The sequence below is a fragment of the Arthrobacter sp. HS15c genome, from assembly GCF_040812005.1.
Lineage (GTDB): Bacteria > Actinomycetota > Actinomycetes > Actinomycetales > Micrococcaceae > Arthrobacter.
In genome coordinates this window covers 204626-230247 of the sequence record NZ_JBFOHM010000005.1, presented here as the reverse complement: position 1 = coordinate 230247, position 25622 = coordinate 204626, and the positions used below count along the sequence as shown (strand labels likewise).

At 65.5% G+C, this 25622-nt stretch carries 27 protein-coding genes and 1 pseudogene; 6 read left to right on the top strand and 22 right to left on the bottom strand.

The annotated features are described in order from the left end of the window. Nucleotides 1-90 precede the first annotated feature (90 nt). On the top strand, nucleotides 91-663 hold the full coding sequence (locus tag ABV518_RS09955; RefSeq protein ID WP_367766847.1) for an MOSC domain-containing protein: 573 nt from the start codon (nucleotides 91-93) through the stop codon (nucleotides 661-663). Between the two features lie 138 nt (nucleotides 664-801). Here ABV518_RS09955 and ABV518_RS09950 read toward each other — a convergent pair whose 3' ends face one another. Continuing rightward, nucleotides 802-1581 (bottom strand): SDR family NAD(P)-dependent oxidoreductase, encoded by a 780-nt coding sequence (locus ABV518_RS09950; protein WP_367766846.1) that lies wholly within the window; start codon nucleotides 1579-1581, stop codon nucleotides 802-804. Nucleotides 1582-1663: 82 nt separating this feature from the next. On the opposite strand from ABV518_RS09950, the gene ABV518_RS09945 reads away from it, so the two are divergent. Then, on the top strand, nucleotides 1664-2272 hold the full coding sequence (locus ABV518_RS09945) for a TetR/AcrR family transcriptional regulator (protein WP_367766844.1): 609 nt from the start codon (nucleotides 1664-1666) through the stop codon (nucleotides 2270-2272). 96 nt (nucleotides 2273-2368) lie between these two features. On the opposite strand, the gene ABV518_RS09940 is transcribed toward ABV518_RS09945, so the two are convergent. The 5 genes from ABV518_RS09940 to ABV518_RS09920 form a co-directional block, all read right to left on the bottom strand. Further along, a complete protein-coding gene (locus tag ABV518_RS09940; protein ID WP_367766843.1) occupies nucleotides 2369-2614 on the bottom strand; it encodes a hypothetical protein in 246 nt (81 codons plus the stop codon). Nucleotides 2615-2628: 14 nt separating this feature from the next. Further along, on the bottom strand, nucleotides 2629-3432 hold the full coding sequence (locus tag ABV518_RS09935) for a putative hydro-lyase (RefSeq protein WP_367766841.1): 804 nt from the start codon (nucleotides 3430-3432) through the stop codon (nucleotides 2629-2631). Beyond that, entirely contained in the window at nucleotides 3429-4784 is a 1356-nt protein-coding gene (locus ABV518_RS09930) for an MFS transporter (protein ID WP_367766840.1), read from the bottom strand. The genes ABV518_RS09935 and ABV518_RS09930 overlap by 4 nt, the downstream gene beginning before the upstream one ends. A gap of 313 nt (nucleotides 4785-5097) precedes the next feature. Beyond that, the gene (locus tag ABV518_RS09925; RefSeq protein ID WP_367766839.1) at nucleotides 5098-5820 is read right to left on the bottom strand and encodes a GntR family transcriptional regulator; all 723 of its coding nucleotides are present in this window, start codon (nucleotides 5818-5820) and stop codon (nucleotides 5098-5100) included. 71 nt (nucleotides 5821-5891) lie between these two features. Continuing rightward, nucleotides 5892-6965 (bottom strand): response regulator, encoded by a 1074-nt coding sequence (locus ABV518_RS09920; protein WP_367766838.1) that lies wholly within the window; start codon nucleotides 6963-6965, stop codon nucleotides 5892-5894. Nucleotides 6966-7262: 297 nt separating this feature from the next. On the opposite strand from ABV518_RS09920, the gene ABV518_RS09915 reads away from it, so the two are divergent. Continuing rightward, nucleotides 7263-7868 carry a TetR/AcrR family transcriptional regulator gene (locus tag ABV518_RS09915; protein WP_367766837.1) on the top strand — a complete coding sequence of 202 codons (606 nt, stop codon included), beginning with the start codon at nucleotides 7263-7265 and terminating at the stop codon, nucleotides 7866-7868. Continuing rightward, nucleotides 7865-8896 (top strand): DMT family transporter, encoded by a 1032-nt coding sequence (locus ABV518_RS09910; protein WP_367766836.1) that lies wholly within the window; start codon nucleotides 7865-7867, stop codon nucleotides 8894-8896. The genes ABV518_RS09915 and ABV518_RS09910 overlap by 4 nt, the downstream gene beginning before the upstream one ends. Here the strand turns inward: ABV518_RS09910 and ABV518_RS09905 are convergent. From ABV518_RS09905 to ABV518_RS09840, 14 genes and pseudogenes are all read right to left on the bottom strand, one after another. Beyond that, nucleotides 8812-9508: pseudogene (locus ABV518_RS09905) on the bottom strand (DUF817 family protein). The gene ABV518_RS09910 and the pseudogene ABV518_RS09905 sit on opposite strands and share 85 nt — an antisense overlap. Before the next feature lie 51 nt (nucleotides 9509-9559). After that, nucleotides 9560-10081 (bottom strand): gluconokinase, encoded by a 522-nt coding sequence (locus ABV518_RS09900; RefSeq protein WP_367766835.1) that lies wholly within the window; start codon nucleotides 10079-10081, stop codon nucleotides 9560-9562. Further along, entirely contained in the window at nucleotides 10078-11163 is a 1086-nt protein-coding gene (locus ABV518_RS09895; protein ID WP_367766833.1) for an L-idonate 5-dehydrogenase, read from the bottom strand. Before ABV518_RS09895 ends, ABV518_RS09900 begins: the two co-directional genes overlap by 4 nt. Then, a complete protein-coding gene (locus ABV518_RS09890; protein WP_367766831.1) occupies nucleotides 11163-11933 on the bottom strand; it encodes an SDR family oxidoreductase in 771 nt (256 codons plus the stop codon). Before ABV518_RS09890 ends, ABV518_RS09895 begins: the two co-directional genes overlap by 1 nt. Continuing rightward, complete coding sequence (locus ABV518_RS09885) at nucleotides 11930-12874, bottom strand: 2-hydroxyacid dehydrogenase (RefSeq protein ID WP_367766830.1); 945 nt, start codon at nucleotides 12872-12874, stop codon at nucleotides 11930-11932. Before ABV518_RS09885 ends, ABV518_RS09890 begins: the two co-directional genes overlap by 4 nt. Before the next feature lie 48 nt (nucleotides 12875-12922). Next, nucleotides 12923-13672: an SDR family oxidoreductase gene (locus tag ABV518_RS09880; protein WP_367766829.1), complete on the bottom strand. Its 750-nt coding sequence runs from the start codon at nucleotides 13670-13672 to the stop codon at nucleotides 12923-12925. A gap of 77 nt (nucleotides 13673-13749) precedes the next feature. Continuing rightward, a complete protein-coding gene (locus ABV518_RS09875; RefSeq protein ID WP_367766828.1) occupies nucleotides 13750-15090 on the bottom strand; it encodes an MFS transporter in 1341 nt (446 codons plus the stop codon). A gap of 48 nt (nucleotides 15091-15138) precedes the next feature. Beyond that, on the bottom strand, nucleotides 15139-16152 hold the full coding sequence (locus tag ABV518_RS09870; protein ID WP_367766826.1) for a biotin-dependent carboxyltransferase family protein: 1014 nt from the start codon (nucleotides 16150-16152) through the stop codon (nucleotides 15139-15141). Then, complete coding sequence (locus tag ABV518_RS09865; RefSeq protein WP_367766824.1) at nucleotides 16149-16868, bottom strand: allophanate hydrolase subunit 1; 720 nt, start codon at nucleotides 16866-16868, stop codon at nucleotides 16149-16151. The genes ABV518_RS09870 and ABV518_RS09865 overlap by 4 nt, the downstream gene beginning before the upstream one ends. A 1-nt stretch (nucleotide 16869) precedes the next feature. Beyond that, nucleotides 16870-17658: a LamB/YcsF family protein gene (locus ABV518_RS09860; protein WP_367766823.1), complete on the bottom strand. Its 789-nt coding sequence runs from the start codon at nucleotides 17656-17658 to the stop codon at nucleotides 16870-16872. 186 nt (nucleotides 17659-17844) lie between these two features. Further along, nucleotides 17845-18660 carry an ABC transporter permease gene (locus ABV518_RS09855; protein WP_367766821.1) on the bottom strand — a complete coding sequence of 272 codons (816 nt, stop codon included), beginning with the start codon at nucleotides 18658-18660 and terminating at the stop codon, nucleotides 17845-17847. A 2-nt stretch (nucleotides 18661-18662) separates the two neighbouring features. Next, entirely contained in the window at nucleotides 18663-19583 is a 921-nt protein-coding gene (locus tag ABV518_RS09850) for an ABC transporter permease (protein WP_367766819.1), read from the bottom strand. Beyond that, nucleotides 19580-20710: an ABC transporter ATP-binding protein gene (locus ABV518_RS09845; RefSeq protein ID WP_367766818.1), complete on the bottom strand. Its 1131-nt coding sequence runs from the start codon at nucleotides 20708-20710 to the stop codon at nucleotides 19580-19582. The genes ABV518_RS09850 and ABV518_RS09845 overlap by 4 nt, the downstream gene beginning before the upstream one ends. A gap of 49 nt (nucleotides 20711-20759) precedes the next feature. After that, on the bottom strand, nucleotides 20760-21848 hold the full coding sequence (locus ABV518_RS09840) for an ABC transporter substrate-binding protein (RefSeq protein WP_367766815.1): 1089 nt from the start codon (nucleotides 21846-21848) through the stop codon (nucleotides 20760-20762). A gap of 328 nt (nucleotides 21849-22176) precedes the next feature. Here ABV518_RS09840 and nac point away from each other — a divergent pair, with 328 nt between their 5' ends. Both nac and ABV518_RS09830 read left to right on the top strand, forming a co-directional pair. Next, nucleotides 22177-23103, top strand: a complete 927-nt coding sequence (gene nac, locus ABV518_RS09835) for a nitrogen assimilation transcriptional regulator NAC (protein WP_367766813.1) — start codon at nucleotides 22177-22179, stop codon at nucleotides 23101-23103. A 139-nt stretch (nucleotides 23104-23242) separates the two neighbouring features. Further along, the gene (locus ABV518_RS09830; protein ID WP_367766811.1) at nucleotides 23243-23509 is read left to right on the top strand and encodes a hypothetical protein; all 267 of its coding nucleotides are present in this window, start codon (nucleotides 23243-23245) and stop codon (nucleotides 23507-23509) included. 170 nt (nucleotides 23510-23679) lie between these two features. Here ABV518_RS09830 and ABV518_RS09825 read toward each other — a convergent pair whose 3' ends face one another. Both ABV518_RS09825 and ABV518_RS09820 read right to left on the bottom strand, forming a co-directional pair. After that, nucleotides 23680-24360, bottom strand: coding sequence for a 4-carboxy-4-hydroxy-2-oxoadipate aldolase/oxaloacetate decarboxylase (locus ABV518_RS09825; RefSeq protein WP_367766810.1), 681 nt, complete (start codon nucleotides 24358-24360; stop codon nucleotides 23680-23682). A 27-nt stretch (nucleotides 24361-24387) separates the two neighbouring features. Further along, nucleotides 24388-25596 carry an aspartate transaminase gene (locus ABV518_RS09820; protein ID WP_367766809.1) on the bottom strand — a complete coding sequence of 403 codons (1209 nt, stop codon included), beginning with the start codon at nucleotides 25594-25596 and terminating at the stop codon, nucleotides 24388-24390. Nucleotides 25597-25622: the final 26 nt, after the last annotated feature.

The following is a 25622-nucleotide window of genomic DNA, read 5'->3' as shown; positions in this document are numbered from 1 at the left end:
CCTCCACCCAGAGCGGACGACGGCGGGATGTCCCGCCGTCGTCCGGATGCGTCTGTGGCCGCGCATTACCGCACACGATAGTTTTAGGGCATGACGGCAAGCTACCGGTACGACGTGGAGGTCCTGCACCTGCTGGTCTCCCCGGCGCACGCCTACTTTGGCCGGGCGCGCGAGGGGGCGGCCGACGTACCCACCACGGACGCGGACCGGGTTGAGCTGGTGGCGGGCAAAGGGATCGTGGGCGACCGGTTCTTCGGGAAGGCTGCGCACATGGATGCCGCGGTCACCGTGATGGCCGTGGAAGCGCTTGAATCGATTGCCGCGGAGCTGGGAACGGCGCCCTTCGACCCGCTGCTGACACGGCGCAACGTGATTCTTCGGGGAGCCGACCTGCCTCCCCTGCTCGGCGGCGACTTCGCGCTCGAATCGAACGGCGAAATCGCGCAGTTCAAGGCAGGCCGTCCCGCCCACCCCTGCGCATGGATGGACGAGATGCTCGCCCCGGGCGCCCATAAGGCCATGCGCGGACGTGGCGGCATCCGCTGTCAGGTCCTCTCGGACGGCGTCCTTCACCGCGGTCCCGCGGTATTGGTCAGCCCAGTACCGCTGGACCCGGAGCGCGCCGGCGCCGCCACGCTGCTGAGGCCTTCCCGCCTGCCCTGACAGCCCCACGAGTCAGCCTTACGGAAGCGAGTCCAGGATGCTGTGCGGCCACTCGTTCGTGAGCAGAAACGCACGACGGCGGGACGTCCCGCCGTCGTCCGCTTGCGTTTGGTGCCGCTCCCCTGCGGCGCCCCTCCCCTAGAGCGCCGACCAGCCGCCGTCGGACGCCAGGATGGCGCCGTTCAGGTTGGTGCCGTCGTCGCTGAGAAGGAACGTGATCGACGCGGCGAGCTGCGCCGCGGTGGCAGGCGTCGGGATGTTGGCCTGCATCAGCGGCCCCAGCCGCTCGGCGGCCATCTGGGAGCCGAAGTTCGCCACAATGCCGGTGATCGTGGGGCCCGGTGCCACGGCGTTGAACCGCAGGCCTCTGGGTCCGTAGATCACGGCGGAGTTCTTCGTCAGGCCGACGACGGCGTGCTTGGACGCCGTGTACGCGGCGCCGGCAGCCGAGCCGCGGATCCCGGCCTCGGAGGAAATGTTGACCACGGAGCCTGTGCCGGCCTCCAGCATCAGCGGCACCACGGCGCGAGTGAGGCGCATCAACGCGGTGACGTTGATCCGGAAGACGCGGTCCCAGAGGTCGTCGTCCACCTCGTGGATAGGCGCGAAGTTGTCCATGATGCCGGCAACGTTCGCCAGCGCATCCACCCGTCCCGCGGCGGCGGTGAGCACAGCAGCGACGGTTTCCTCGGTGGAGATGTCGCCGGCGACCGGGACCAGGTCCAGTCCGGCGTTCTCTGCCACGAGGTCATCCAGGCGTTCCTTGCTGATGTCGGCGGCGATGACCCTGCCGCCCTCCTTGGCGACGCGCAGGGCGGTGGCCTGGCCGATGCCCGATCCGGCGCCGGTGACGATGACCGTTTTTCCTGCAAAGCGCCCGCCGGTGATGGTTTCCTGCCACGTGGCTTCGTTGCCCATGATGTCCTTCCAGACGTGTGAGGGATGATGCCCACCAGCTTATGACACTCTGTGTCATTATGTAAGGGTGAATACTGGTGGAATGCCAACGGACGCCCTGAAGACCGCCACCCGCCCCTCCGGACGGCCCGTGAGCATCGACCCCGACACCGTGGCTGCCCTGGCGCTGCACCTCTTCGCCGAGAACGGTTATGAGCAGACCTCCATGGAGGACATCGCCCGCGAGGCCGGCATCGGCCGCAAGAGCCTGTACCGCCATTTCGCCAGCAAGGCCGACCTCGTCTGGGGCGGCACCGGGCCCGTGATCGAGGCATCGCAGCATGTGTTGGAGTCGCCGCCTTCTAAGGACAAGGCCGACGGCGACGTCCTGGCCGGTGTGCGCGAGGCCGTGATTGCGGGGGTTGCGGTCCTGCCGGACCTGGCGGTGACGCGCGGCAGGCTGCGGATGATCGCCGAACACCCGGAGCTGATGAGCCGGAGCTACGAATTCCTCGGCGCCCAGCGCGAACGGGCACTGTCCTACCTCACGCTGCGCGGCGTGCCCGAACAGACCGCCCGCTACCTCTGTGCCGCATTGATCGGGGCGACGTTCGAGGCGTGGATCCAGTGGGCCGTGGGAACGGACCCGGATCCCGTGCCGTACCTGATTGCAGCGACGGACGTCCTGCGGCTGCCGCCAACGGAAGACTGAGCGTTGCCGGGGGCCAGGCGTTTCGCGCCCGCCCCCGCCAAACGGAAGCGGACGACGCCGGGAGGTCCCGCCGTCGTCCGCTTGCGTTTGATGCCGCTACAGCCTGTGGTGCTCCGGGCCTGCCCACCGGGTACCCCCGGCACTGGCTTTGGTTGCCGGCGGCCCGGCGTAGGTCCAGATGCACGGCCGGCCGGAGTCGCTGGGGAGGAGCTGGCCTTCGGACAGCCAGATGCTCGCTCCCGCGGGGCTCCTCCATACGCCGCTCAATTCGCAGTGCGCGCCGGTGGCCTGCTGCCGCGGCACCGACAGGTTGATGATGCGGCGTGCCCGCTTCTCAGCCACGGGGATCCTCTTCTTCACGATGCCGCTCCCGCCGGTTCTCGGTAGTTGCTTTCGGGGATATCGGTGATGAACATGTACCCGGGGGCGTGGCTGATGGCGAAGGCGGGCCTGGATGCCATCACCGCGTTCTGCGGTGTCACGCCGCAGGCCCAGAACACCGGCACTTCCCCGTCCCTGATCTCCACGGCGTCGCCGAAGTCCGGTCGGTTGATGTCGGCAATGCCGAGCTCCTCGGGCGATCCGACGTGGACCGGACTGCCGTGCACCTTGGGCACCTCCGACGTCACCCGGATGGCGGTGTCCACCAGTTCGGGCAGCATCGGCCGCATGGAGACCACCATGGTGCCGTGGATCCGTCCGGCGGGTGTGCACTCGACCGTGGTGCGGTACATGGGCACGTTGCGGCCGGTTTCGGTGTGCCGCAGCGGGATCCCCGCACTGGCCAGTGCCGCTTCGAAGGTGAAGCTGCAGCCGATGAGGACGCCCACCATGTCGTCACGCCAGACAGAGGCGACGTCCGTGACTTCCTCGGACAGTTCGCCGTCCACCCACACCCGGTAGGCGGGGATGTCCGTGCGGATGTCCGATCCAGCAGCGAGGGAACTTTCGTACTGTCCCGCCGGGATGATGTCGATGATCGGGCAGGCCTTGGGGTTGAGCCGGCAGAACTCGATGAATTCGTCGGCGTAGTCTGCCGTGACTGCGATCAGGTTGGCCTGGGTGTATCCGTCGCTCCAGCCGGAGGTGGGGGTCGCCAGTCCATTGCGGAACTGCAGGCGGGCGTCGGCGGGGGCGAGGTGGGCGTGTGGCTGGCTCACTTGGACTCCACAAGTTCAGCTGAGGACTGCAGGTACTCCTCGTCCTCGGCCACGTTGGAGTCGCGGCCCAGGGCCAGGCCAACCAGGGTCAGGACGCAGGCGACACTGAGGTAGATGGCCACCGGGACCCAGCTGTCATAGGTGCTCAGCAGGAGGGTGAACATGAACGGTGCGATGGCGCCGCCGATGATTCCGGCGAAGGTGTAGGCCAGGGAGCTGCCGGTGGAGCGGAGCCGCGGCGAGAACTGCTCGACGACGAACGCTGCCTGGGGTCCGTACATAAACGAGTGGCAGAGCAGGCCCAGCACGATGCCCACAATCAGCATGACCGGGGACCGTCCCTCGAGGACGATGAAGAACAGGTAGGCCCAGACGGCGGCGGCCACTGCGGCGATACCGTAGACCAGGCGGCGGTTGATGCGGTCGGAGATGGCTCCGGCGAGCGGCATGGTGAAGAGCTGGAGTGCGGACCCGATCAGGACGGCGACGAGAACCTGGCCGCGGTCAAAACCGAGCTCCTGGATGCCGTAGGTGAGGGTGAAGACGGTGCACATCGCGTAGAGGACGTCCGGGCCGATGCGGCTGAGCATGGCGGCGATGAGGGGCCGGCGCTGGGTGGCGAGGACTTCGCGGATGGGGGCCTTGGGCTTGTCGCCGCGGGCTTCCATGGCCTTGAAGATGGGGGTGTCCTCGAGCTTGAGCCGGATCCAGAGGCCGAACGCCACCAGCAGTGCGGAGATCAGGAACGCGATGCGCCAGCCGAAGCTCAGGAAGTCTTCTTCGGACAGGGTCAGGGTGAGGATGGCAAGTGCGCCGTTGGCCATGAGGTTGCCGGCGGGCGGGCCGATCTGCGCGGCAGAGGCCCAGAATCCGCGCTTGTTCGGGTCGCCGAATTCGCTGGACAGCAGGACCGCGCCGCCCCATTCGCCGCCGACGCCGACGCCCTGGGCGAAGCGGAGAAACACCAGGATGGCGGGGGCGATAACGCCGATGTTGTCATACGTGGGGAGCAGGCCGATAAGGAAGGTGGCCACGCCGATCAGCATCAGCGTGATGACCAGGATCTTCTTGCGGCCGATCTCGTCCCCGAGCCGGCCGAAGATGATGCCGCCGACGGGACGGGAGATGTAGCCGACGGCGTAGGTGGAGAACGCCAGCAGGGTTCCGGTCACCGGGTCCGAGGCCGGGAAGAAGATGAGCGGGAAGACGATCGCAGCCGCCGCGGAGTAGACGGCGAAGTCGTAGAACTCCAGTGCGGTTCCGGTCAGGCTGGCCGCGAATGCCTTGTACATGTCCTTGCGCCCCACCGGGGGCTTCGGGTCTACGGGGGCCATTGCTTGGGGAGTGGCCATTTGTTCCTCCATGAAGAGAGTGGATGTCATCCGCTGCGCGGATGTGCTGGGTGCCCCGGCGTCCGGGCTTGCGGCGTCGCAAGCCGGGAAAAGGAGCGAAGAGGCGGCTGCCGGTGGTGCGGAAGTCGTAACTGCGACGATCGTTGGATTGTTGAACAATCTCCTTGTTGAACAATTTACGCGACGTAGGTCACACCGTCAAGGGCTGATTCGAATCTGTTTCCTTAATGGCCCAGTTTCCGGGCATGCAAAAAAGAGCCCCCCGGCGGGGGCTCCATTTTTTGTCTTAGGGTTTCAGAGTGGGTGCTGTGGGCTACTTCGAAGTCGCAGACCCGGCCGCGTGCACTGCCGCCTGGTGCTCTTCGGACCGGTTGAGGTAATCGGTCAAGCGTTCGGCGGCGAGCTCCGGGTCGCCCGCTTCGAGGGCCTGGCAGATCCGGTCGTTGTCCGCCAGCCAGTGCCGGTAGAAGCCGCCGTCAACCGATGCCTTGTGGAAGAAGAGCCGCATCTCTGCCAGCACCTGCGACATGATGGTGTTCAGCCGCTCGCTGTCCGCCAAGGCCACCAGGGCTCCGTGGAAATGCTGGTTGGCACTGCCGAGGCCTTCATTGTCCCCGGCAGCGGCCGCCATTTTTCCTTCTTCCACGGCTGCCCGCACCGCGGCGATGCGTTCGGGGGTGCCGCCGCCCCGGACGGCGCTCACTTCGATGGCGCGCCTGACGGTGTAGACGTCGTGGATGTCCTTGGCTCCGAGGCTGGCCACAAAGACCCCGCGGTTGGGTTCGCGGACGAGGAGGCGCTCGCTGACCAGTTCGGCGAAGGCTTCGCGGACGGTGTTGCGGGAGACGCCGAGCTCCTCCGAGAGGGCCTCTTCCTTGAGCTTCGCGCCGGGCTGGAGGTCACCCTCTGCGATCTGCAGCCGCAGTTCCGAGGCCACTCGGGTTGCCACCGACGGCACAGCCACCCGCAGCCTGGCTCCTCCACCCGGAAGTGCGCGGGAGGAGTCAGGTTGGGCATTGGGGTTCAGGGTGGCCATATCCCGAATTTACACGAATGCCCCACAATCCTTTTGTTGGATTGTCCTCCTACGGCTGCTGCAGCATCGCACTAAGGTGCACCGAGGTGGATACTGACGGTCGTCCCGCCGCTGGGGCTCGAGGAGATCTCCAGGCGCCCACCGTGGGCGGCCGCGACCCTGGCACACGTGGCCAGGCCCAGCCCTGTGCCGGCTGGATCTCCCTCCCGGTGCAGGCGGACCAGGGGCTCCATCACCCGCCGCCGGTCGCCTGCGCTGATCCCTTTGCCGTTGTCTTCCACGAGCACCACGGCGCCGGCGCCCGCCGGCTGCCCCGTGATCCGAATGACCGGAGGCACTCCGGGGCGGCGGTAAGCCAGCGCGTTTTGGATCAGGTTCTGTAGCGCCACCCGCATCTGGCTTTCATCAGCTTCGAAATCGAAATCTTCGCACTCGACCACGGCACCCGCTCCGCGCAGCCCCACGCTCAGGTCATCAGTAACGTCGTTCACCAGGCCCGCCAGCGACAGCCGGGTCCACGCCATTGAACCGCCGATGGAAGCGAACGCAAGCAATTCCTCCACCATGGACAGCATCCTCCCGGCACTCTTGCCCACGATGCGCAGGTACTCGGCGGCCTCCTCTGGAGCCGGTTCCCCGTCCATCTCGCCCAGTTCGACGTAGCCAAGAATGGAGGTCAGCGGATTGCGCAGGTCATGGCTGACCCGGCCGGTGAATTCCGCCAGCCGCTCATTGCTGTCCCGGGCTTCATCCAGGGCATCGGCCAGCGCGCCGTGAAGCGCGGTAACCCGCCGGGCGGCCAGCAGCCGGGTATGCAGGATGAAGGGGTCCAGCGGTTTACTGACGTAGTCGTCGGCCCCGGCCTTCATCCCTTCCAGCACGTCTTTTTGGGCGCCGTGCGAGGTCAACAGCACAACATACGTGTAGGAGTTGGTCTCGGCGGCCCGGATCGCCCGGCACAGGTCAAACCCGTCGAGCCCCGGCATCATCAGGTCGCTGACCACCACCTGGGGACGGTGTTCCTGGTAAAGCTGCCATGCCGCGTCGCCGCCCGCTGCCACAATGCACTGATGCCCGGACTTTTCGACGGCGGCCTGCGCCACGAGGCGGGACCCTTCGTCGTCGTCGACCACGAGCACCGTCATGCCAGCAGTAGAGTCCTCTGCCCGTCCCGGCATCTTTGCGGTGTCGCTGTCGGGGCTGAGCAACGATCCCCGCCCACCCCATGCCGAATCAATCGCCATTAGACCCTCCCGCCGTAACGATCACGATGCCCACCCACCATCGGTCAGCTGGGTTGCCGCCCAAGGAACAGGGTAGCCGGGATCGCCCCGGATGCACCCGTGGCCCGCCAGCTTCGGCGGCCCGGCTCCCAGCACTTGCTCCTGTCGAATTAGTAGGTAGACTGGTCTACCTACTAAACAACGCGATCAGGACCGATCATGACAACCAAGCAGACTGCCCCAACAGGCCGCGCTCCCCGGCGGCCTGCCCGCGACGCACTCCTCGAGGCCGCCGCCAGGCGCTTCTACGCCTTTGGCCTGACCGGGACCGGCATCGACACCATCACCGCCGAAGCCGGCGTGGCCAAGAAGAGCCTCTACAACAACTTCGCCTCGAAGGCCGATCTCGTGACCGCCTACCTGTACGCCCGCCACGAGGAGTGGCTGGGGCTGTACCGGGCACGGCTGGAGAAAGCAATGAACCCCAAGGACCGCGTCCTGGCGGTCTTTGATGCCTACGCGGACCACGCTGACCTGGCCTACGAGCACGGCTTCCGCGGCTGCGGCCTGCTCAACGCCGCGGCTGAACTCCCTGCCGGGGATCCCGGACGGGACGTGGTCCGGCGGCACAAGGAGGAGGTTGAGGCGCTGCTGGCCGGGCACCTGGCCAGGCTTCTGCCGGACTCTGCGGGTCAGTCCGCGGCCATGGCCAGGCACCTGGCGTTCCTCCTGGAAGGCTCCATGGTCCGCGCCGGCCTCGAAGGTAACGACAACCGTGTCCGGGAAGCCCGCGCCATTGCGGCCACCCTGATCGGCGCCCTGTGAAGCCGGCCGGCTTCCAAGGAGCCACGTGGGGTGCACTGTTTGTGCTTGCCGCGTCCGTCCTGTGGGGCACCACCGGCACAGCGGCCACCTTTGCCCCGGACGTGAGTCCGCTGGCCATCGGGGCGGTGGCCATGGGGTTCGGCGGCCTGCTGCAGGCGGCGATAGCCGCCCGCCCGATGCTGGCGTTCGGCAGTTCCCTGCGCCGGCGGTGGCGCACGGTGGCCTTGGGGTCGCTGGCTGTAGCCATGTATCCGCTCGCCTTCTATTCCTCCATGCATCTGGCCGGAGTGGCTGTGGGGACCGTCGTGTCCATCGGGTCGGCACCCCTGGCCTCCGCCGTCGTCGAACGCGTGGTGGATAAGCGGCGGTTTACCCGCCGGTGGGTGGTCGGTGCGCTGCTCGGCGTCAGCGGCGCGGTGCTGCTGTGCCTCGCGGAAGCAGGTCACCCGGACCAGGCAGCAGGCGCGGAATGGTCGACGCCGGCGGGCATCGTTCTGGGGCTGCTGGCCGGACTGACGTATGCCCTGTATTCCTGGGCCGCCCACCGCCTGATCAACACCGGGGTCCCTTCACGGGCGGTGATGGGCGCCGTTTTCGGGATCGGCGGCCTGCTGCTGATGCCCGTGCTGGCGGCCACCGGAGCGCCGTTCCTCGCGTCCTGGCAGAACTTTGCGGTGGGCGCATATATGGCGATCGTCCCCATGTTCGCCGGCTACGTACTGTTCGGCTGGGGCCTGGCCCGCGTCCGCGCGAGCACGGCCACCACCCTGTCCCTCGCGGAGACCGTGGTGGCGGCCGTCCTCGCAGTCCTAGTGGTGGGCGAACGCCTGCCCGCCCTCGCCTGGGCCGGGGCGGCGCTGATCGCCGGCAGCCTGTTTGTCCTTACCCTGCCCGCCCGGCGGCGGCGGCAGATGAGTGCCATCGCTCCGGATGTGCCGCTTCGTCAGTCGCGCGAGGACACGTCCGAGGCCACTGCCGGCAGCGCTCCAGGAGCCTCGGCAAGCTCTTCCGGCGGCTCGGGTGTGTAGACCCACGCCACCAGCACCACCGAGATGATCATCAGCAGGAACCATGCCACCAGCTTGTCGAGCGGCACCAGGTGCCAGCCGTTCATCTGGCTGGGGTAGAGCCAGGCGCCGGACCATGTGGCGATATTCTGGGCAATCCAGATGAACAGCGCCACCAGCAGGAACGCGATGACCAGCGGCATCCGCATGGCCACGATCGCGGTGATCCAACGGCGCGGATACCTGGCGAAACGAAGGTCAAAGAGCCTGTACACCGCGCACCATGTACGAACCGACGGCCGCGTACATAAAGCCGCTGAACAGCGGAACCGCGCCGATCCGCAGGAAGCCTTCGGCCTCGTAGGACCAGGAGCCGACGTCGGTCTTGAACAGTTCCATCACCGTCCCCACCAGGTGGAAGAGCACAATCACGCGCAGCTCGCGGAGCGTTTCCAGCCGCGCCGCCATCAGCACGGTCAGGAGGGCGGCACCGAAGATACACGCCCAGGCCTGTTTGAGGCCGAAGACCACAAGCTCGGTGAGCCGTGACCGGAATCCTCCGGCTGGGGCGTTGTCCAGGACGCGGTGGGCCCGCTCGTCGATGCGTTGTTCTACAGGCGTGAAGCTGCGCATGGGGTTCTCTGTTCCTCCGCGCTCCCACGACCGGCATCTGATTCGGAGAGTCTAGCCCGGCCGAAGCACTTCCAGCTGCCGGACGATTCCGTCCACCAGCGTCATCGGATCGTCGAGGATGTCCGCCACAACATGGGCCTCATCCGCGCCCAGAGGTTCGAGCGTTGCCAGTTGGGAGGCCAGCAGGCTGCCGGGCATGTACTCGTGCGCCCTGCCGCTCAGCCTGCCGGAAATGGTCGCGGCCTCGCCGGACAGATGGATGAACACCAGGTCCGGTGCGAAGCTTCGCAGCACGTCGCGGTACCGGCGCTTGAGCGCCGAGCAGGCGATGATGCGTGAGCCGGCTCCTTCAGCCGGAGTCGCCAGCGCGGCACCGATCTCGGCGAGCCATGGCGCCCGGTCGTTGTCATCCAGCGGCGTCCCGCTGGCCATCTTTGCCTTGTTGGCAGGCGGGTGGAAGTCGTCGCCGTCGAAGAACGGAACGCGCAGCCGCTCCCCCAGCAGGGCGCCGACGGTTGACTTCCCGCAGCCTGACACGCCCATCACCACCAGGGGCGGCAGGGTGCTGATCATGCTGTTTCCTCGCCGAAGCGCAGGAGTACTTTGCCGGATTCGGCGGAGTTGCGGGCGATGCTGAAGGCTTCGAGTGCCTGTTCCACGGGGTAGTCGTGGGTGATGACGGGACCGATGTGCAGGGTGCCGTCGGTGAGGGCGGTGATGACGTCGTCGATCTCGTTGTTGAAGCGGAAGGAGCCTTTGAGGTCCAGTTCCCGGGTGATGGCCAGGGAGATCAGGACCGGCTGCGGTCCGGTGGGCAGCAGCCCGACCATGACTACGGTCCCGCCGCGGGCGGCGCCCTGGATGGCCGAGGCCAGTCCGTGGTGGCTGCCGGAGGATTCAATCACGACGTCGGCCTGGACCGCCGCGATCGCGTCCGCGTCACCGGCGGTGATCACCTCGTCAGCACCGACCGCGGTGGCGATTTCCAGCGGTTTGGGGTGCATGTCCACCGCGGTGATCCTGGCCGCGCCGGCCCGCTTCAGCACCGCGACGGCAAGCGCGCCGATGGGTCCGGACCCGATCACCAGCGCGGTCTTCCCGGCCACATCCCCCGCCCGGGCCACGGCGTGCCATGCCACGGACGCGGGCTCGATCAAAGCCGCGGTCCGCAGATCCAGGTCCGCCGGGAGCGCCCGGAGCATCCGGGCCGGCAGGTTCACGTAGCGGCTGAACGCCCCGTCGGTATGCGGGAACCGTGCCGCGGACCCCAGGTACGTGCAGCCCGGAGAGAGATTGGGCCGGTCCGCCGGATAGCGGATGTCCCCGGCACCGGGCCCGGGCGTGGCAGGGTGCACCGCGACCGGGGTTCCCGCCTCGGGCCCGGTACCGTCCGCCGCGGCGCGGACCACCACCCCGGAAATCTCATGCCCCAGCACCAGCGGAGCCTTCAGGATCGACTCCCCCGCCGCGCCATGCAGCCAGTAATGCAGGTCCGACCCGCAGATCCCGCCATACCGGACCTCGACCACGGCCTCATCCGGGGCAGGCGCCGCCAACGGCACCTCATCGATACGCAGGTCGTTGGCGGCGTGGGCCACCACCGCCACACCCGACACCGGCAGGGCCGACTCGGTCGCTGTTGTGTTCGCGGGCATCAGACCACCACCGTCATTCCGCCATCGATAAAGATCGTCTGCCCGTTCACAAAGTCCGACCCGTCCGAGGCCAGCCACACCGCGGGCCCGGCAAGGTCACCCACCGTGCCCCACCGGTGCGCCGGCGTCCGCCCCAGGATCCAGGCATTGAACTGCTCATCATCCACCAGGTTCTGCGTCATCTCCGTATGGATATAGCCCGGCGCGATCCCGTTGATCTGCAACCCCGACCCCGCCCACTCCGCGGTCATCGCGCGGGTCAGGTTCCGCAGCCCGCCCTTCGCCGCCACATAAGGCGCGATCGTCGGGCGGGCCAGGTCGGTCTGCACCGAACAGATGTTAATGATCTTCCCCCTGCCCCGGGCAATCATGAACCGGGCAGCCTCCCGGCCCACCAAAAACGCGCTGGTCAGGTCCGTCGTGATCACCCGCTCCCAATCAGCCACATCCAGGTCCAGCATCGGCACCCGGTGCTGAATCCCCGCGTTGTTCACCAGGATCTCCAACGGCCCCACATGCTCCTCCACCCACGCAACACCCCGCGCCGCCTCAGTATCGGAGGTGACATCAAACGCGATGCTGTGCACCCGGCCCGGCGCATAATCCGCGGCCATCGCCGCCGCGGCATCCTTAAGCCGCCCGGCATTGATGCCGTTCAACACCACCGTCGCACCGGCATCGGCCAACGCCCGCGCCAAAGCGTTACCGATCCCCCGGCTCGACCCCGTCACCAGGGCAACCCGCCCCGTCAAATCAAACAGCGTACTCATGAGAAGGGGCCGTTCTGGACCAGGTTGGCCGGCAGGCGGCCGGCTGCCAGCGCCTCCAGCTGCTGCGCGAGGAGCTTGAGGATCCGGGGCTCGAAAGCGGACGCGTTGCCCCCAACGTGGGGCGTGATCAGGGCGTTGGGAGTACCCCACAGCGGGTGGTCGGCCGGGAGCGGCTCCGGGTCCACCACGTCGATCGCGCACTGCAGCCGGCCGGAGGTGACCTCCTTGGTCAGGGCGGCGGTTTCCACCACGGCTCCCCTGCCCACGTTGACCACCAGCGCGCCGTCGGGCAATGCCGCGAGGACCTTCTCCCCGATCAGATGGTGGGTCTGGTCACTCAGTGGCAGGACCGAAATAAGGATGTCGTGGCTGGCTGCCAGTTCTGCCAGTTCCGACGACGCATGCACGTGCCCGTGCCTGTCCTCGCGGGCGGCGCTGCCCACCCGGGTAACGCTCACCTCGAAAGGTTCGAGCCGCTTTGCGATCTCCTGGCCGATCCCACCGACGCCGGCCAGCAGCACGCGCCGGTCCGCAAGGGACTGACGGCGCTCAGGCCGCCAGGCCGCCCGCTGCTGGTCCCTGACCGCCTGATCGATCCCCCTGAGCTTGGCGAGGATGAGACCCAACGCCAGCTCCGCGGTGGCTGCGGCATGGACTCCGGCGGCGCTGGACACAGCCGCGCCCGGGCCCGCTGCTTCTCGCACGCCGTCGAAACCGGTGGACTGGGTCTGGACGAACTTGAGCCCCGGAACCTTGCCCAGCGCAGGCAGCACCGCACCGGCGTCGATATAGGGCAGCACCACTGCATCGATCTCATCCAGCGTTCCGCCCTCGGGGTCGGACCGGAGATCCCAGATCACTCCCCGGAGCCCACCTGGGAGGGGCTCCAGGTCTGCGAGCAGCTGTTTGTCGGGGAAACTGACCGTACGGATGTTGTGCATCGGGGACCTATCGTTTCTGCTTGTGGCTGTGCGGGGACGCCGGTGTATTTAGCGGCGGTTGAAGGTGAGTCCGCCGGGGACCTGGAAGGTGGGCATGAGTTCCAGCATGCCCACGTTTACGTGCCGGGGCGTTTCCACCGTGTAGTCCACCGCGTTGACGATGTCGTCCGTGGTCAGGGATTCGTAGCCCTCGTAATAGGTCTGCCAGGCTTCTTCCATGGCCTCGGGAGTTCCGCCCATGTTGCGGCCGAAGATTTCGGTCTCAACCCGGCCTGGGCAGATCTCGGTAACTCGGATGCGCTTGCCCACGGTGTCGTTGCGCAGCTGCCGCGAAATCTGGTGCACCGCCGCTTTGGTGGCGTGGTAGACCGTGTGCCCGTAAAAGTTGTAGATGCCCGCGATGGAGCTGATGTTGATGACATGGCCGTTGTCCCGCTCCACCATGCCCGGAAGGACCAGCCGCGTCAGCTGAAGGAGCGAACGGAGGTTCACGTCCACCAGTTCGTCGATGTCGTCCTCCGAGGAGTCAAGGATGTTTCCGGGCCGGGAAACGCCGGCACAGTTGACGAGGACATCCACCTGGAGGCCTTCCACCGCCGCGGTCAGCGCAGCGGTGTCCGTGAGGTCGACGGCGTGCGGGATGGCTCCGGTACGGTCCGCCAATTCCTTCAGGCGATCTTCATTGCGGGCGAAGGCGTGTACCTGGAGCCCGCGCTTGGCCAGCCGTTCGGCGATGGCGGCGCCCATGCCGGTGGATGCGCCGGTGACCAGGGCTGTTGAATAGTCTGAAAAAGGCATGGAAGTCTCCAATGAGTGGGGTTGATGAAGATTGGAAGGGTTCGGTGCGGGCGCCGGTGCCCCGGCTATGGATGGTGTTATGCGTCTCTGAGCGGCTGGTGCGCCCGGTCCTTGACCGTGCTGACGGCGGCGAGGGTGCCCAGCGCGGTGATGACGGCGTAGAAGGCGGGCATGTAGATGTTGCCGGTGGAGGAGATCAGCCAGGTCATCAGTAGCGGTGCGGTGCCGCCGAAGAGTGCCGAAGAGATGTTATAGCCCAGGCCGTAGGCGGAGTACCGGACCCGGGTAGGGAACAGCTCAACAATCAGAATGTGGATCACTGCGGTGTGGCCGGCGAAGACAACCGCCATGATGCAGGCGCCCAGGATGGCCAGGCCCATCTGACCGGTGGCGATCAGAGCGTACGCGGGGATGCCCACGATTGCCATGGCGATCGCGGAGCCGGCGATGACCTTCTTGCGTCCCACGCGGTCTGACAGGGCTCCCATGAAGGGGATGGCGATACAGATGACCACGAGGCTGCAGGCGGTGACGATGAGCGCTTCGCCGATGGTGAAGTTCAGCTGCTTGCCCTTGAGGAAGGTGGGCATGTAGGAGAACAGGACGTAGTAGCCGGAGCCGTTCATCAGCGGGATGAACAGGGCCAGGAGCATGGCGCGGCGGTGTTCGGCGGACTTGAAGGCTTCCTTGAGCGGGTTCTTGGACAGGCCGCCCTCTTCCTTCAGCTTCACGAAGTTCGGGGTGTCGCTGATCGCCTTGCGGATGTACCAGCCGATGACGCCCATGGGGATGGCGACCAGGAAGGGGATGCGCCATGCGAACGAACCGAAGCCGCCGCCGTCGATCGCTGCCTGGGTGAGCCAGGGCGACATGGAGAAGGCGACGAGTGTGCCGGTGAGCAGGGCGGCGAAGGAGGCGATCTGGGCGTAGGAGGTGATGATGCCGCGCTTGCCTTCAGGGGCGTGCTCGGCGAGGAAGGTCATGGCGCCGGCGGCTTCGCCGCCCACGGAGAAGCCCTGCAGCATGCGGAGCAGCACCAGGAGGATCGGGGCGGCGATACCGATGGCCGAGTAGGCGGGCAGCAGGCCTATGCCCGCCGTGGCGACGCTGATCAGCAGGATGACAAAGACCAGCAGCTTTTGCCGTCCAATGCGGTCCCCCAGGAATCCGCAGACCACGGCGCCGAGGGGGCGCACGAAGAAGGACACGGCGTAGCCGGCGAAGACGAACAACAGGGCGTTGTCCGGGTTTCCGGGTGCCAGGAAGACAAGGGCAAGCGTTCCGGCCATAAAGGCGAAGATGCCGTTGTCGTACAGCTCGACGAAAATGCCGACGCAGCCGGCGGTTACCACTTTCCGGGTCTGCCTGGCATCCAGGCGGTCGTTCTGCGGACCAGCCGCTCGCGTTGACGTTGACATCTTAATCCTTACTTGTTTCTGATGGCTAAGACGGGACATAGCTGGATCTCAGCTTCCGGAGGCCGGTACGAGTTCCCGCCAGCTCGCAGGGGCTCCCACGCCCAGCAAGCCGAAGACTGTATTAACTGACGTGCGCAGGCCCTCAAGCTCACGCATGGCGGCCCGGTGCCGTGCGGTGGCCTCAGCCACCGTGGTCTTGCGGAACCTGATCGTGTCGCCTGGCCTGGCCTGGGCCAGGACATCCAGCGAGCGGCTGGTGACCACGCCGAGAACCGGGTAGCCGGCCGTCACGCCGCGTCCACGGTGGAGGACCAGGAGTTCCTCCCGGGAGGGGACCTCGATGGCCCCGACCGGAACGCCCCTGGACAGGACTTCCGCCGTCGACTGCCGTTCCGGAAGCGCTCCACCGAGGCGCAGGCCGATGTGGTTGCTCCTTCCGCTCACGGTGTAGTTGGTCCTGAACAGGAGCTCTGCGGTGTCGCCGAATTCGGCGATGTCCGGTCCGTCCGTGACATCGATGACCGGGTGGGCACTGATGCCGGGGCGGGAAAACCCCAGCCGGAACAGCGGAAGATCAAAGTACGGCTGCCGGATGGGCGGTACGGTTTTCCGGGCACCGATGATGGTTCCCTCGGTGAGTTTCAGGCCGAAACCGACGACGGTGTCCGGCGCGCAGCTGTCCAGCAGTGTCGGGGCGTCCAAGCCGCCGTAGACCGCGATGTAGGCGCGGAGTCCGGTGTTCATGCCGCGCAGCGCCACGGTTTCCCCGGCCAGGACCGAAACCGGTTCCCACTGGGGGCATTCGCGTCCGCCAACAGTAAGAGCCACGGGTGCGCCGGTCACGGCGATGAGCAGGTCCGTGTCCGCGCGCATCCGGAAGTCCAGCGCGGTGACTTCAATCAGCGGATCGTTGTCCACATTGCCGGCGAGGATGTTGGCGGCCCGGGCGGAAAACTGGTCCAGTGCCCCGTTCACGGGAAGCCCGTACCGCGGTCCCTTGAACCGGCCCAGGTCGGTGACGACGGAATGGCCCGCTCGCTGGATGGTCAAGGTCCCGCTCATCTTGATGCCTCCAGCTCGAGGCCGGCGTAGCGCTCGAAATCGGCGGCCTGGATCTCGTGGAACCGGAGCAGGTCTCCGGGCATGTAGGGAACCAGGGGCTGCTTGTTCGGGTTCAGCACCGTCAGCGGTGTCTGTCCGATGACGCACCAGCCACCCGGAGCCACGGCCGGCGCAATCACTGCCTGCCGTCCGGCCACAGAGACTGCTCCGGCGGGCACCGAAAGGCGGGGGTCCTTCAGCCTGGGTACCGGGAGCGGGAAGTCCGGGCCGTCCATCATGGGAGATCCGGCCGGAGCACCCAGGCACCGGATGACGTACGACTTGGCAGTGTGCAGGGCGATGATCTCGGAAACCGGGAGACTCTCGTGGTCCGCAACCTTTTGAAGGTCGGGCCCGAACTCGCCGCCGTAGACCACGGGAACCTCGAACTCCCGGGGCGTACGGGCCGGGGCGCCAACAAAATCAAGCTGGCGCATGCCCAGCAGGACAAAGGCCCTGATCTGGCGGGCGGACGTGACGTAGGGGTCGAACTCGACCAGCACAGAATCATATGTGGGAACCGCACCATGCACGCCTTCGACGTCGGCCGTTTCAAGCCATGCCGCGAGCGCATGCACCGCTGCCCAGTTCCGTTCGCGGTCAGCGGACGTTGCGACGACGCGAAGGGCAGCGTCACCCGACTCGTGTACCTCGACCGGTGTTGTGTTGTCAGCCATCTCAGGCGGCTTCCGCTTTGGCTGCCAGTACCTGGGCCAGTGGGGCAATGGTGACGCCGGCCGCGGTCAGTTCCTTGCGGATGAGCCGGGCCAGGTCCACGGCGCCCGGGTTGTCCCCATGCAGCAGGACGGTGTCGGCGACGACGGGGAGCTTCTCGCCCGAGGCAGACTCGATGACGCCTTCGCACACCATGCGGATGGTGCGGTCGACGATGGTTGCGGGGTCGTGGATGACGGCCCCCGGCTGGCTGCGCGGCACCAGGGTACCGTCGTCCTCGTAAGCCCGGTCAGCGATTCCCACGATGGCCACCGGCAAGCCACGGGCTGCCGCCTCCCGAGCGAGCTCACCGTCCTGGGCAATGACGATCAGTTTGGGATTTACGCGGCGTGCGGCGTCCGCGACGGCGGCGGCGTAGTCCTGGCGGGTGGCGACGAGGTTGCCCAGCCGGCCGTGGGGGGCAACATGGGAAACCAGGGTTCCGTGGTAGGCGGCGAAGGCTGACAGGGCGCCGATTTGGTAGAGGACATCGGTCCGTACTTCGTCAGCGGTGAGGTCCATGGCGCGCCGCCCGAATCCCCGGAGGTCCGGGAAACTGGGGTGTGCGCCGATGCTGACTCCGCGCCGGACGCATTCCGCCACCGTCCGGTCCATGATGTCCGGGTCTCCGGCGTGGAATCCGCAGGCGATGTTGGCGCTGGAGACGATTTCAAGAAGTGCGCTGTCGTCACCCAGGGAGTAGGCACCGAAGCCTTCACCGAGATCTGCCACGAGATCAACTGTGCGACCCATTGTGTGTGCCTTCCTTTGTTGTGTACTGCCTGTAATGCTCCCTGTAGGAAGCTGGAGAAGAACGTTGGGGGCCGCTGCTGCAGCCTCGTCCTATTCAAGGGTGGCACCGTGCTCTGCCCCACACAAAGACGTAATCGGTGTCACGGGATAGGCCCCGGTTATGACCGGGGCCTATCCCGTGAGCACCTAGCGCAGGGCTTTGCGGAGGCCCATGGCCCGCTCGACGACGACCACGACAGCGAGGGAGATCAGGATGAGGATGACCGACAATGCCGCGACGGCAGCGTCGGCAGAGTTCTCCACGTACCGCAGGACCTGCACCGGCAGCGTCGGCAGACCTGATTCGGCAACAAACAGCGAGATGACGGCTTCGTCGAAGGAAACGATGAAGGCTATGACGCCGCCGGCTATGACACCGGGCTGGATGATGGGAAGCGTGATGCGCCGGAAGACTGTCCAGGACCCTGCGCCGAGGATCCTCGCCGCCGCTTCACAGGATGTGTCGGTGGTGGCCAGGCTCATCAGCGTTGTCCTGATCACGAACGGGATGGTGATGGCCACGTGCCCGATAATGATGCCCGCATAAGTGTTAGTGAGCTTCAGGGGGCCGAACAGCAGGACCATGCCCAGCGCCAGGACAATGCTGGGGATCAGCAGCGGCGAAAGGAAGAAGGACTGCACCGCTGCCTTCGCCTTGAACTCAAAGCGGTCCAGGGCCAGTGCCACCGGAACGCCGAGGGCCAGGACGATGACCGTCACGATCACTGCGACGATGAGGCTGACCCGCATGCCGTTCATGAAGGTGCTTTCCTTCGGCAGCATCTCGTACCACTTGAGGGTCAGTCCTTCCGGGGGGAACGACAGGTACTGGTTGGATGCGAAGGAAACAACAAAGACGATCAGCAGTGGCGCCAGGAGGAACAGGTAAAGCAGGAATACCAGGATCCCGAACGCCGGCTTGGCCGGGTTGAACCGCGGTTTGAAAAGGCGGGCCTCAGACATGGCTAGCCTCCGATCTTTTTGGTGAGGCGCTGGTAGACGGCAATGATCAGGCCGAACAGGACCAGCAGGATGACGGAGAGCGCCGCGGCGAACGGCCAGTTGAGCAGCCCGGTGGTCTGGTCGTAGATTTCCGTTGCCAGCACCTGGACGCTGCCGCCGCCCAGGAGGCGCGGGGTGATGAAGGTACTGATCGACAACACAAAGACCAGCAGGAATGCCGTGAGGATTCCGGGGAGGCTCAGCGGAAGCGTGACCCGGGTGAACACCTGCAGCTTGCTGGCGCCCAAGGATCCGGCCGCTTCCTCAAGCTGGGGGCTGAGGCGGCCGAAGCCGGAGATCATGGCGAGGATGGCGTAGGGCATGAAGATCTCAACCAGGCCGATGGTTACACCGGTCATGTTGTTCGTCAGCTTCAGCGGCGTATCGATCAGGCCCATTCCGTCCAATGAGGAGTTGACCAGCCCGTTCGTGCCCAGGATGACCATCCACCCATAGGTCCGCACAACGGCCGAGGTGAGCAGGGGTGCAATAGCTATAGCCATGAGCAGCCCGCGGTATTTGCTGGTGCTGCGGGCGAGGAACAGGGCTACGGGGTAGGACACCAGGATGCAGAGGAGCCCCACGGTGACGCCCATCTGGAACGTATCCAGGGTGACCCGCCAGTAGTACGGATCAGTCAGCGGCTGGATGTAGGTGTCCAGGGTGAACGTTTCCTCGATGATGCCGTCCGGCGCACCGCGGTTAAAGGACATCCGGATCATGTAGGCCAGCGGGAAAACGAAGCTCACCAGCAGCCCGAGGAGGCCGGGCAGCAGGAGGGCAAGGTAGGTCCGCCGGTTCCGCCGTCCGGTGGCCCGTTCCAGCTCTCCCTCAGCGGCGCCGGCGCGGCGGACGGCCGGGAGCGGCGTCTTGGTGACGGTCACGCTGCTGGGGCTTTCACTGCGGCAGGGGCTTCCACTGCGGCGGGCAGAAGGTACGCGTCCTGCTCATTCCACGAAAGGTAGGCTGCGTCGCCCGGACGGGGCAGGTCGCCGCTGGACGTGGGCACCTGGGCCTGCAGGACGCGGTTGCCGGCTTTGACGGCCACGGAGATGGAATCGCCCGTGTAGCTGACGCGTTCGATAACGCCCGCGATGGCCTCGGTACTGGACGGCTGCGTGGACACGCGGAGCCGGTGCGGCCGGATGACGAGTTCATGCGTGGACCCGGTCAGCCCGGGTGCCCCGACCGCACCGAACTGGCCAAGTTCGTCGACGGCGACCCGGTAGTGCGTTTCGCCGTTGTTGGCGGAGCCTGTCTCGGACAGGACCCGGGCGTTGAGGAAGTTAGCCTGGCCGATGAAGTTCGCCACGAACCGTGTCTGCGGCCGTTCGTAGACGTCGGTGGGGGAACCGAACTGCTCGATGAGCCCGCCGTTCATCACGGCGATACGGTCCGCCATGTCCAGCGCCTCGTCCTGGTCGTGGGTGACGAACAGCGTGGTGGCGCGGGTCCTTTGCTGGATGGAGCGGATCTCTGTCCGCATCGTTTCGCGGAGCTTGGCGTCCAGGTTGGACAACGGTTCGTCGAGGAGCAGGAGCGTGGGCTCCACCACAAGTGCTCGTGCCAGTGCGATGCGCTGCTGCTGGCCGCCGGAGAGTTCCTTGACCTGCCGCTTGGACAAGTGGCCCAGCTGCACCATGTCCAGTGCCCCGGCCACCCGGCGTTTCTGGTCGGCCTTTGAGGTCTGGCGCATCTGCAACCCGAAGGCCACGTTCTGTTCGACGTTCATGTGTGGAAAGAGGGCGTAGGACTGGAAGACCATGCCCATGCCGCGCTTGTTCACGGGAGTGTGGGTGATTTCCTTGCCATCGACCACGATGGAGCCGGCGGTCGGATCCATCAGGCCGGCGACCATCCGCAGGGTGGTGGTCTTGCCGCAGCCCGACGGGCCGAGGAGCGCCACCAGGTGCCCCTCCTCCACCTCCATGTTCAGGCGGTCGACGGCCGGTTCAAGACCGGCAGCGTATCTCTTGGTCAGATCCACGATCGACAGTTTTGTTTCGGTCACGATTTCAGTTCTCCTGAAGCAGGTGGGGGGAGGGGCACCGTGGGGACGGCTATTTGGTGATGATCTGGCGCTTCCAGATGTCTGTCCACTTGTCACGCGCGGAGGACAGGAACTCAACATCAAGGGGAACGATGTTCAGGGAGCCGTCAGTGGGAACCACACGGTCCTTGACGTCCGCCGGAAGTTCGGCGTTGGTCACGGAGGGTGCGTAGAAGAGGGCCTTGGCGAAGGCCGTCTGCGCCTCGGCGGACAGAGCATAGTCAACGAACGTCTGGGCCGCTGCCTTATTGGGGGCATCCTTGACGATGTTCACGGTGTTGATCTGGTAGACGGTGCCTTCCTTAGGGAAGGTCACGCCCATCTTTTTGTTGCTCTGGTCGCTGTAGAACTGGCCGCGGGCGTTCTGTCCCAGTCCCAGGACCGTCTGGCCAGTGATCACGTTCTGGTACTCATCGGGGTTTGGTGCGAAGGTCTGGACGCCCGGCGCCATTTCCTTGAGGCGAGCAACCGCCTTGTCAATGCTCTTTGTGTAGTCTTCGCCCTCCATCTTCGAGGTGATGGCCGTCAGGGAGAGACCCAGCAGTGACGGCGGAGCGTTGACGTTGATCTTGCCGGCGTATGCAGGGTCCCAGAGCACTTTCCAGCTATCAGGAGCCTTGGGGAAAGTTGCGGTGTCGTAGAGCAGGCCTACCGCATCCAGCATTACAACTGGACCGAATCCGTCCTTGTTCTTGAACTTGTCCGGAACGTTCGCCAGGTTGGGAACTGCGGCGGCGTCGATCTTGTCGAACAGTCCCTGCGTGTTGCCGGTGGTGGATACCGAGTTGTCCATGATTGCCACGTCCGTTGCCGGGCTGTTCTTCTGGCCCTGAAGGGCGCTCAGCATTTCGGCGGAGGAACGCTTGGAGGCGTAGTTGATCTTGATGTCCGGGTACTTGGCCTTGAACGGTTCGATCACGGCGGCCGTGTACTGGTCCTGCCAGACGCCGGAGTAGGCGATCAGGTTCAGCTCGCCGGAAGTTGCGCTGGATTTTCCGCCGTCGCTGGACCCGGCACCGCCCCCGCAGCCGGTGAGCACAAGGGCGGCAGCCGTAGCGGCAGCTGCCAAGGCGATTTTGCCTTTAGTGATAACTCTCATTTTGTGTCTCTTCCTTAGTGAGGAGGGATCCGGAATATTTGCGATCGGATTCTGGAGGATGCTTCTAAAACGTATGGAGCGTATATTTCCTGGACATAAAAGAAAACTGCCTTTTCTGTGAACCGGATGGTTATGCAAAACGCATATAGGGGCATCATCGCCGCTTATGGTTAGGGAGGATACAATCGGTTTGTCGCAGAAATTATGTTCTGAAGATCAACTTAGCGTCCGAGATGTGGATCACACAAAGACCTATTGCGTATCCCGCCATAGAATCCGGATATGACCCGCCGGGGCTTCAGGGCGCCGCAGACTAAGGATTGCCGCTATGGACACCCGAAAACTCGCCTACTTCGTGAAGATCGTTGACTCAGGAAGCATCACGAAGGCGGCAGCTGCCCTGCATGTGGCACAGCCCGCGCTCAGCCAGCAGGTTTCAGCGCTTGAAACGGAACTGAAGCAGCGGCTGCTGATCCGCAGCAAGCAGGGCGTCCAGCCCACAGCAGCCGGGCACACCCTGTACCGGCACGCACAGTCCATCCTGCGGCTGGTGGAACAGGCACGCCAGGACGTCGCCGCGTCCGGGGCCGCACCGTCCGGGCGCGTCTCCATTGCCATCGCGCCGTACAGCATGGCTTCGAGCCTTACGCCGCGCATTATCGGCGAAGTAGCCCGCCGCTACCCGGACATCGTGCTCCATTTGACGGAGATCTACGGCGGCGTGCTCAGCGAAGCGATAAAAAACGGCAGGCTGGATATGGCCCTCATCTACGAACCGGGGCCTATCCGCGGAGTGCAGTTCACCACGATGATCGTGGAGGATCTGCATCTGGTGGTGAACGCCAAAAACGCGTCGATCGCCGGCACCGGTGAATCGGACAAAATCACGCTGGAGGAAGCTGCTGAGTTCGGGTTGTTCCTCCCCGAGCAGAACCACACTCTCCGCCAGATCATCGAAACCGGCATGCGGGACAAGGGACTGATTCTCCGCCTGGTAGGCGAAGTGGAGTCCGTACCTTCACTGACGCGGCTCCTGGAGGCGGACATGGGCGCCACCATCCTGCCCAAGTCAGCAGCCGACGCGCTCTTCCATGAGGAAGACTTCCGGGTCCTGCGGATTGTTGACCCCGGGCTGCAATGCAAGATAGCCCTCTGCACCCCGGACCACGAACCGCTGTCGGAGGCGGCGTCAGCCGTCCTTATGGTCCTGAAGGAAATGCTGCAGGAAATGCTCACGTCCAAATACCCGAGGTAGTGCGGCACCCCACAGGTTTTCCTTATCATGGCAGTTGGATTTGGTCTTAGTAAACATGCCCCCAAGAATCTAATCTGGAAATGGAAGCCGGATAAACCGGCAATCATTCCTAACTTGATTATTTGATTGGGAGCACGTCGTGAAAAAGATCAGCAGTGCGCACCGGAACAAGTCGAGCGACAGCCGGCTTGCGGCGAGGACTGGATCCCACTGCCCGGCCAATGGCTTCTGGGTTCCCGAAGGTCAGCCAGGCCAAACCGTCTTCGTTTTTGAAGGCAGCATCATGCCGATGAGCGGCTTGGGCGCGACGCTCTGGCTCTTGGACGAAACAATTTCCGGCCCGCCGGCCTATCCCCTGCCGGGACCTCAGCGTTCCTACGCAATGGCCCGCTCGCTGGTTGGCTGAGATCGGCGGCTTCGGTCCCTGACATTGCTGGCTCCCGGCACCACAGCGCGAACTGGCACGTAATCCCCGCAAATCCGATTTGAGGGGATTACGTGCCAGTTCGCGCTTAAGTGGTTTCCACGCACAAGTGCCGCCGCCCGGGATTTCTCCCGCCCGGCGGCACTTGGTCGTTACTGGGCGTCTTCGACGAGCAGGCCCTTGGTCTTCAAGACCTCGGTGAGGTTGCACAGTTCGATGGTGGTGCCGCCGGCCTTGTAGAGGCTGATGAGCTCGCGCTCGGCGTCGTCGCGTTCCTGGGAAAGCCGGATAACTTCTTCCACTTCGTCCCTGCGGACCACAACCACGCCGTCTGCGTCTCCGCGCAGGATGTCACCGGGGTAGATGATCTCGTCGCCGAAAATAACAGGGTGGTTGATGGGGCCGATGGTTTCCTTGACAGTCCCCTTGATGCTGATGCTGCCGGAGAATACCGGCAGGCCCAACTCAATCAGGTCCTGGGTGTCCCGGACGCCTGAGTCGGTCACCATGGCTGCCAGTCCTTTGGCCTTCATGGCGTTGCCCAGGACATCGCCGAACGTTCCGGCCTCAGCGAATTCGCCGGCCGAAACCAGCACAACATCGCCCGGCACCGCGTAGTGGATGGCCACCTGCAGCATCAGGTTGTCGCGCGGGGCGCAGCTGACCGTTGTGGCGGGTCCGCAAAAGGACATGCTGCGGTCGATCGGCTTGATCTTCGAGCTGAGCGCGCCCTTCCTGCCCTGGGCTTCGTGGATGGTCGCAGAGGAGAACTTCGCAAGGCGGCTGACGGCGTCCGCCGTCGGCCTTTCAATGTTTGTCTTGACGTGGATCATGTCATTGTCCTTCGGTTTGGGGATAGTTCAGCTGAGGGCTTGGACGGCTTTGTCGATGGCAGCGACAGATTCCTCGATGATGTCGAGGCCGGTGGCGTAGGAGATCCGGAAATACGGGCCCAGCCCGTAGGCGGACCCCGGGATCGCAGCCACTGACGCCTGGTCCAGCAGGTAGAGGACAAAGTCCTGGTCGTCGTGGATGACGCTGCCGTCCGGCGCCGTCTTCCCGATCGCCCCCGCGCAGTTGACATAGGCGTAGAAGGCCCCATCCGGCGTCGAGCAGGCAAGCCCCGCGATCGCGTTGAGGCCGGCGACGGCGGCATCCCGGCGGCTGCGGTAGATCTCGCCGCTGGTCTTGATGAAAGACTGGTCACCGGTGAGTGCTGCCGCCGCAGCGGCCTGGCTGACGGACGACGGGCACGAGGAGATCTGGGACTGGAGCTTATTGATCGCGGCGATCAGCGGGGCGGGCCCGGCCGCATAGCCCAGCCGCCATCCGGTCATTGCGTAGGCCTTGGACACTCCGTTGACGGCGAGGATGCGCTCCTTCAGCTCGGGAGCCACCTCCACCAGGCTGGTCAGCCGGCCTTCGCCGAAGTAGATCTGGTCGTAGATTTCGTCGGTGAGGACGTAGACGTGCGGGAAGCCGGCGAGCACGTCCGCGAGCGCACGCAGTTCCGCCGGGGAGTAGACGGCGCCGGTGGGGTTGGAGGGTGTGTTCAGGATGACCCATTTGGTCCGCTCATTGAGGGCCCCGGACAGCGCCTCGGGAGTGAGCTTGAACCCCACGTCCTCGCCGCAGGGCACCACCACGGGCGTGCCCTCGTTCGCCAGCACCATGTCCGGGTAGGACACCCAGTAGGGGGCGGGCACAATCACTTCGTCGCCGGCGTCCAGCGAGGCCATGAAAGCTGTGAAGATGACCTGCTTCGCGCCGCCTCCGATGGTGATCTCGGCCGGGGTGTAGTGCAGGCCGGTGCGCAGCTCGATGGTCTGCAGGATGGCGTGCTGCAGTGCAGGGGTCCCGGTGACGGAGGTGTACTTGGTCTCCCCCTGGCTGATGGCTTCAACAGCCGCCGCCTTGATGTGCTCCGGTGTGTCGAAGTCCGGCTCGCCGACCGTCAGGTCCAGGATACGGCGCCCTTCTGCCTTCAGCTCCCGCACACGGGCCGCGGCGGCCACACTGGCGGAGGACTTGATGCGGGATACCCGCGTTGCAGGGACAAATTCAGTCATGGTCTCTTCCTAGGGGCTCAGGAGAA

What these genes read in the sequence shown, in the direction of transcription:
- ABV518_RS09885 (WP_367766830.1), bottom strand. Translation starts at nt 12,874, where the DNA reads ATGCACAACATCCGTACGGTCAGTTTCCCCGACAAACAGCTGCTCGCA.
- ABV518_RS09855 (WP_367766821.1), bottom strand. Translation starts at nt 18,660, where the DNA reads ATGTCTGAGGCCCGCCTTTTCAAACCGCGGTTCAACCCGGCCAAGCCG.
- ABV518_RS09915 (WP_367766837.1), top strand. Translation starts at nt 7,263, where the DNA reads ATGACAACCAAGCAGACTGCCCCAACAGGCCGCGCTCCCCGGCGGCCT.
- nac (WP_367766813.1), top strand. Translation starts at nt 22,177, where the DNA reads ATGGACACCCGAAAACTCGCCTACTTCGTGAAGATCGTTGACTCAGGA.
- ABV518_RS09895 (WP_367766833.1), bottom strand. Translation starts at nt 11,163, where the DNA reads ATGCCCGCGAACACAACAGCGACCGAGTCGGCCCTGCCGGTGTCGGGT.
- ABV518_RS09880 (WP_367766829.1), bottom strand. Translation starts at nt 13,672, where the DNA reads ATGCCTTTTTCAGACTATTCAACAGCCCTGGTCACCGGCGCATCCACC.
- ABV518_RS09920 (WP_367766838.1), bottom strand. Translation starts at nt 6,965, where the DNA reads ATGACGGTGCTCGTGGTCGACGACGACGAAGGGTCCCGCCTCGTGGCG.
- ABV518_RS09875 (WP_367766828.1), bottom strand. Translation starts at nt 15,090, where the DNA reads ATGTCAACGTCAACGCGAGCGGCTGGTCCGCAGAACGACCGCCTGGAT.
- ABV518_RS09870 (WP_367766826.1), bottom strand. Translation starts at nt 16,152, where the DNA reads ATGAGCGGGACCTTGACCATCCAGCGAGCGGGCCATTCCGTCGTCACC.
- ABV518_RS09860 (WP_367766823.1), bottom strand. Translation starts at nt 17,658, where the DNA reads ATGGGTCGCACAGTTGATCTCGTGGCAGATCTCGGTGAAGGCTTCGGT.
- ABV518_RS09820 (WP_367766809.1), bottom strand. Translation starts at nt 25,596, where the DNA reads ATGACTGAATTTGTCCCTGCAACGCGGGTATCCCGCATCAAGTCCTCC.
- ABV518_RS09950 (WP_367766846.1), bottom strand. Translation starts at nt 1,581, where the DNA reads ATGGGCAACGAAGCCACGTGGCAGGAAACCATCACCGGCGGGCGCTTT.
- ABV518_RS09955 (WP_367766847.1), top strand. Translation starts at nt 91, where the DNA reads ATGACGGCAAGCTACCGGTACGACGTGGAGGTCCTGCACCTGCTGGTC.
- ABV518_RS09945 (WP_367766844.1), top strand. Translation starts at nt 1,664, where the DNA reads ATGCCAACGGACGCCCTGAAGACCGCCACCCGCCCCTCCGGACGGCCC.
- ABV518_RS09900 (WP_367766835.1), bottom strand. Translation starts at nt 10,081, where the DNA reads ATGATCAGCACCCTGCCGCCCCTGGTGGTGATGGGCGTGTCAGGCTGC.
- ABV518_RS09840 (WP_367766815.1), bottom strand. Translation starts at nt 21,848, where the DNA reads ATGAGAGTTATCACTAAAGGCAAAATCGCCTTGGCAGCTGCCGCTACG.
- ABV518_RS09890 (WP_367766831.1), bottom strand. Translation starts at nt 11,933, where the DNA reads ATGAGTACGCTGTTTGATTTGACGGGGCGGGTTGCCCTGGTGACGGGG.
- ABV518_RS09825 (WP_367766810.1), bottom strand. Translation starts at nt 24,360, where the DNA reads ATGATCCACGTCAAGACAAACATTGAAAGGCCGACGGCGGACGCCGTC.
- ABV518_RS09925 (WP_367766839.1), bottom strand. Translation starts at nt 5,820, where the DNA reads ATGGCCACCCTGAACCCCAATGCCCAACCTGACTCCTCCCGCGCACTT.
- ABV518_RS09930 (WP_367766840.1), bottom strand. Translation starts at nt 4,784, where the DNA reads ATGGCCACTCCCCAAGCAATGGCCCCCGTAGACCCGAAGCCCCCGGTG.
- ABV518_RS09865 (WP_367766824.1), bottom strand. Translation starts at nt 16,868, where the DNA reads ATGGCTGACAACACAACACCGGTCGAGGTACACGAGTCGGGTGACGCT.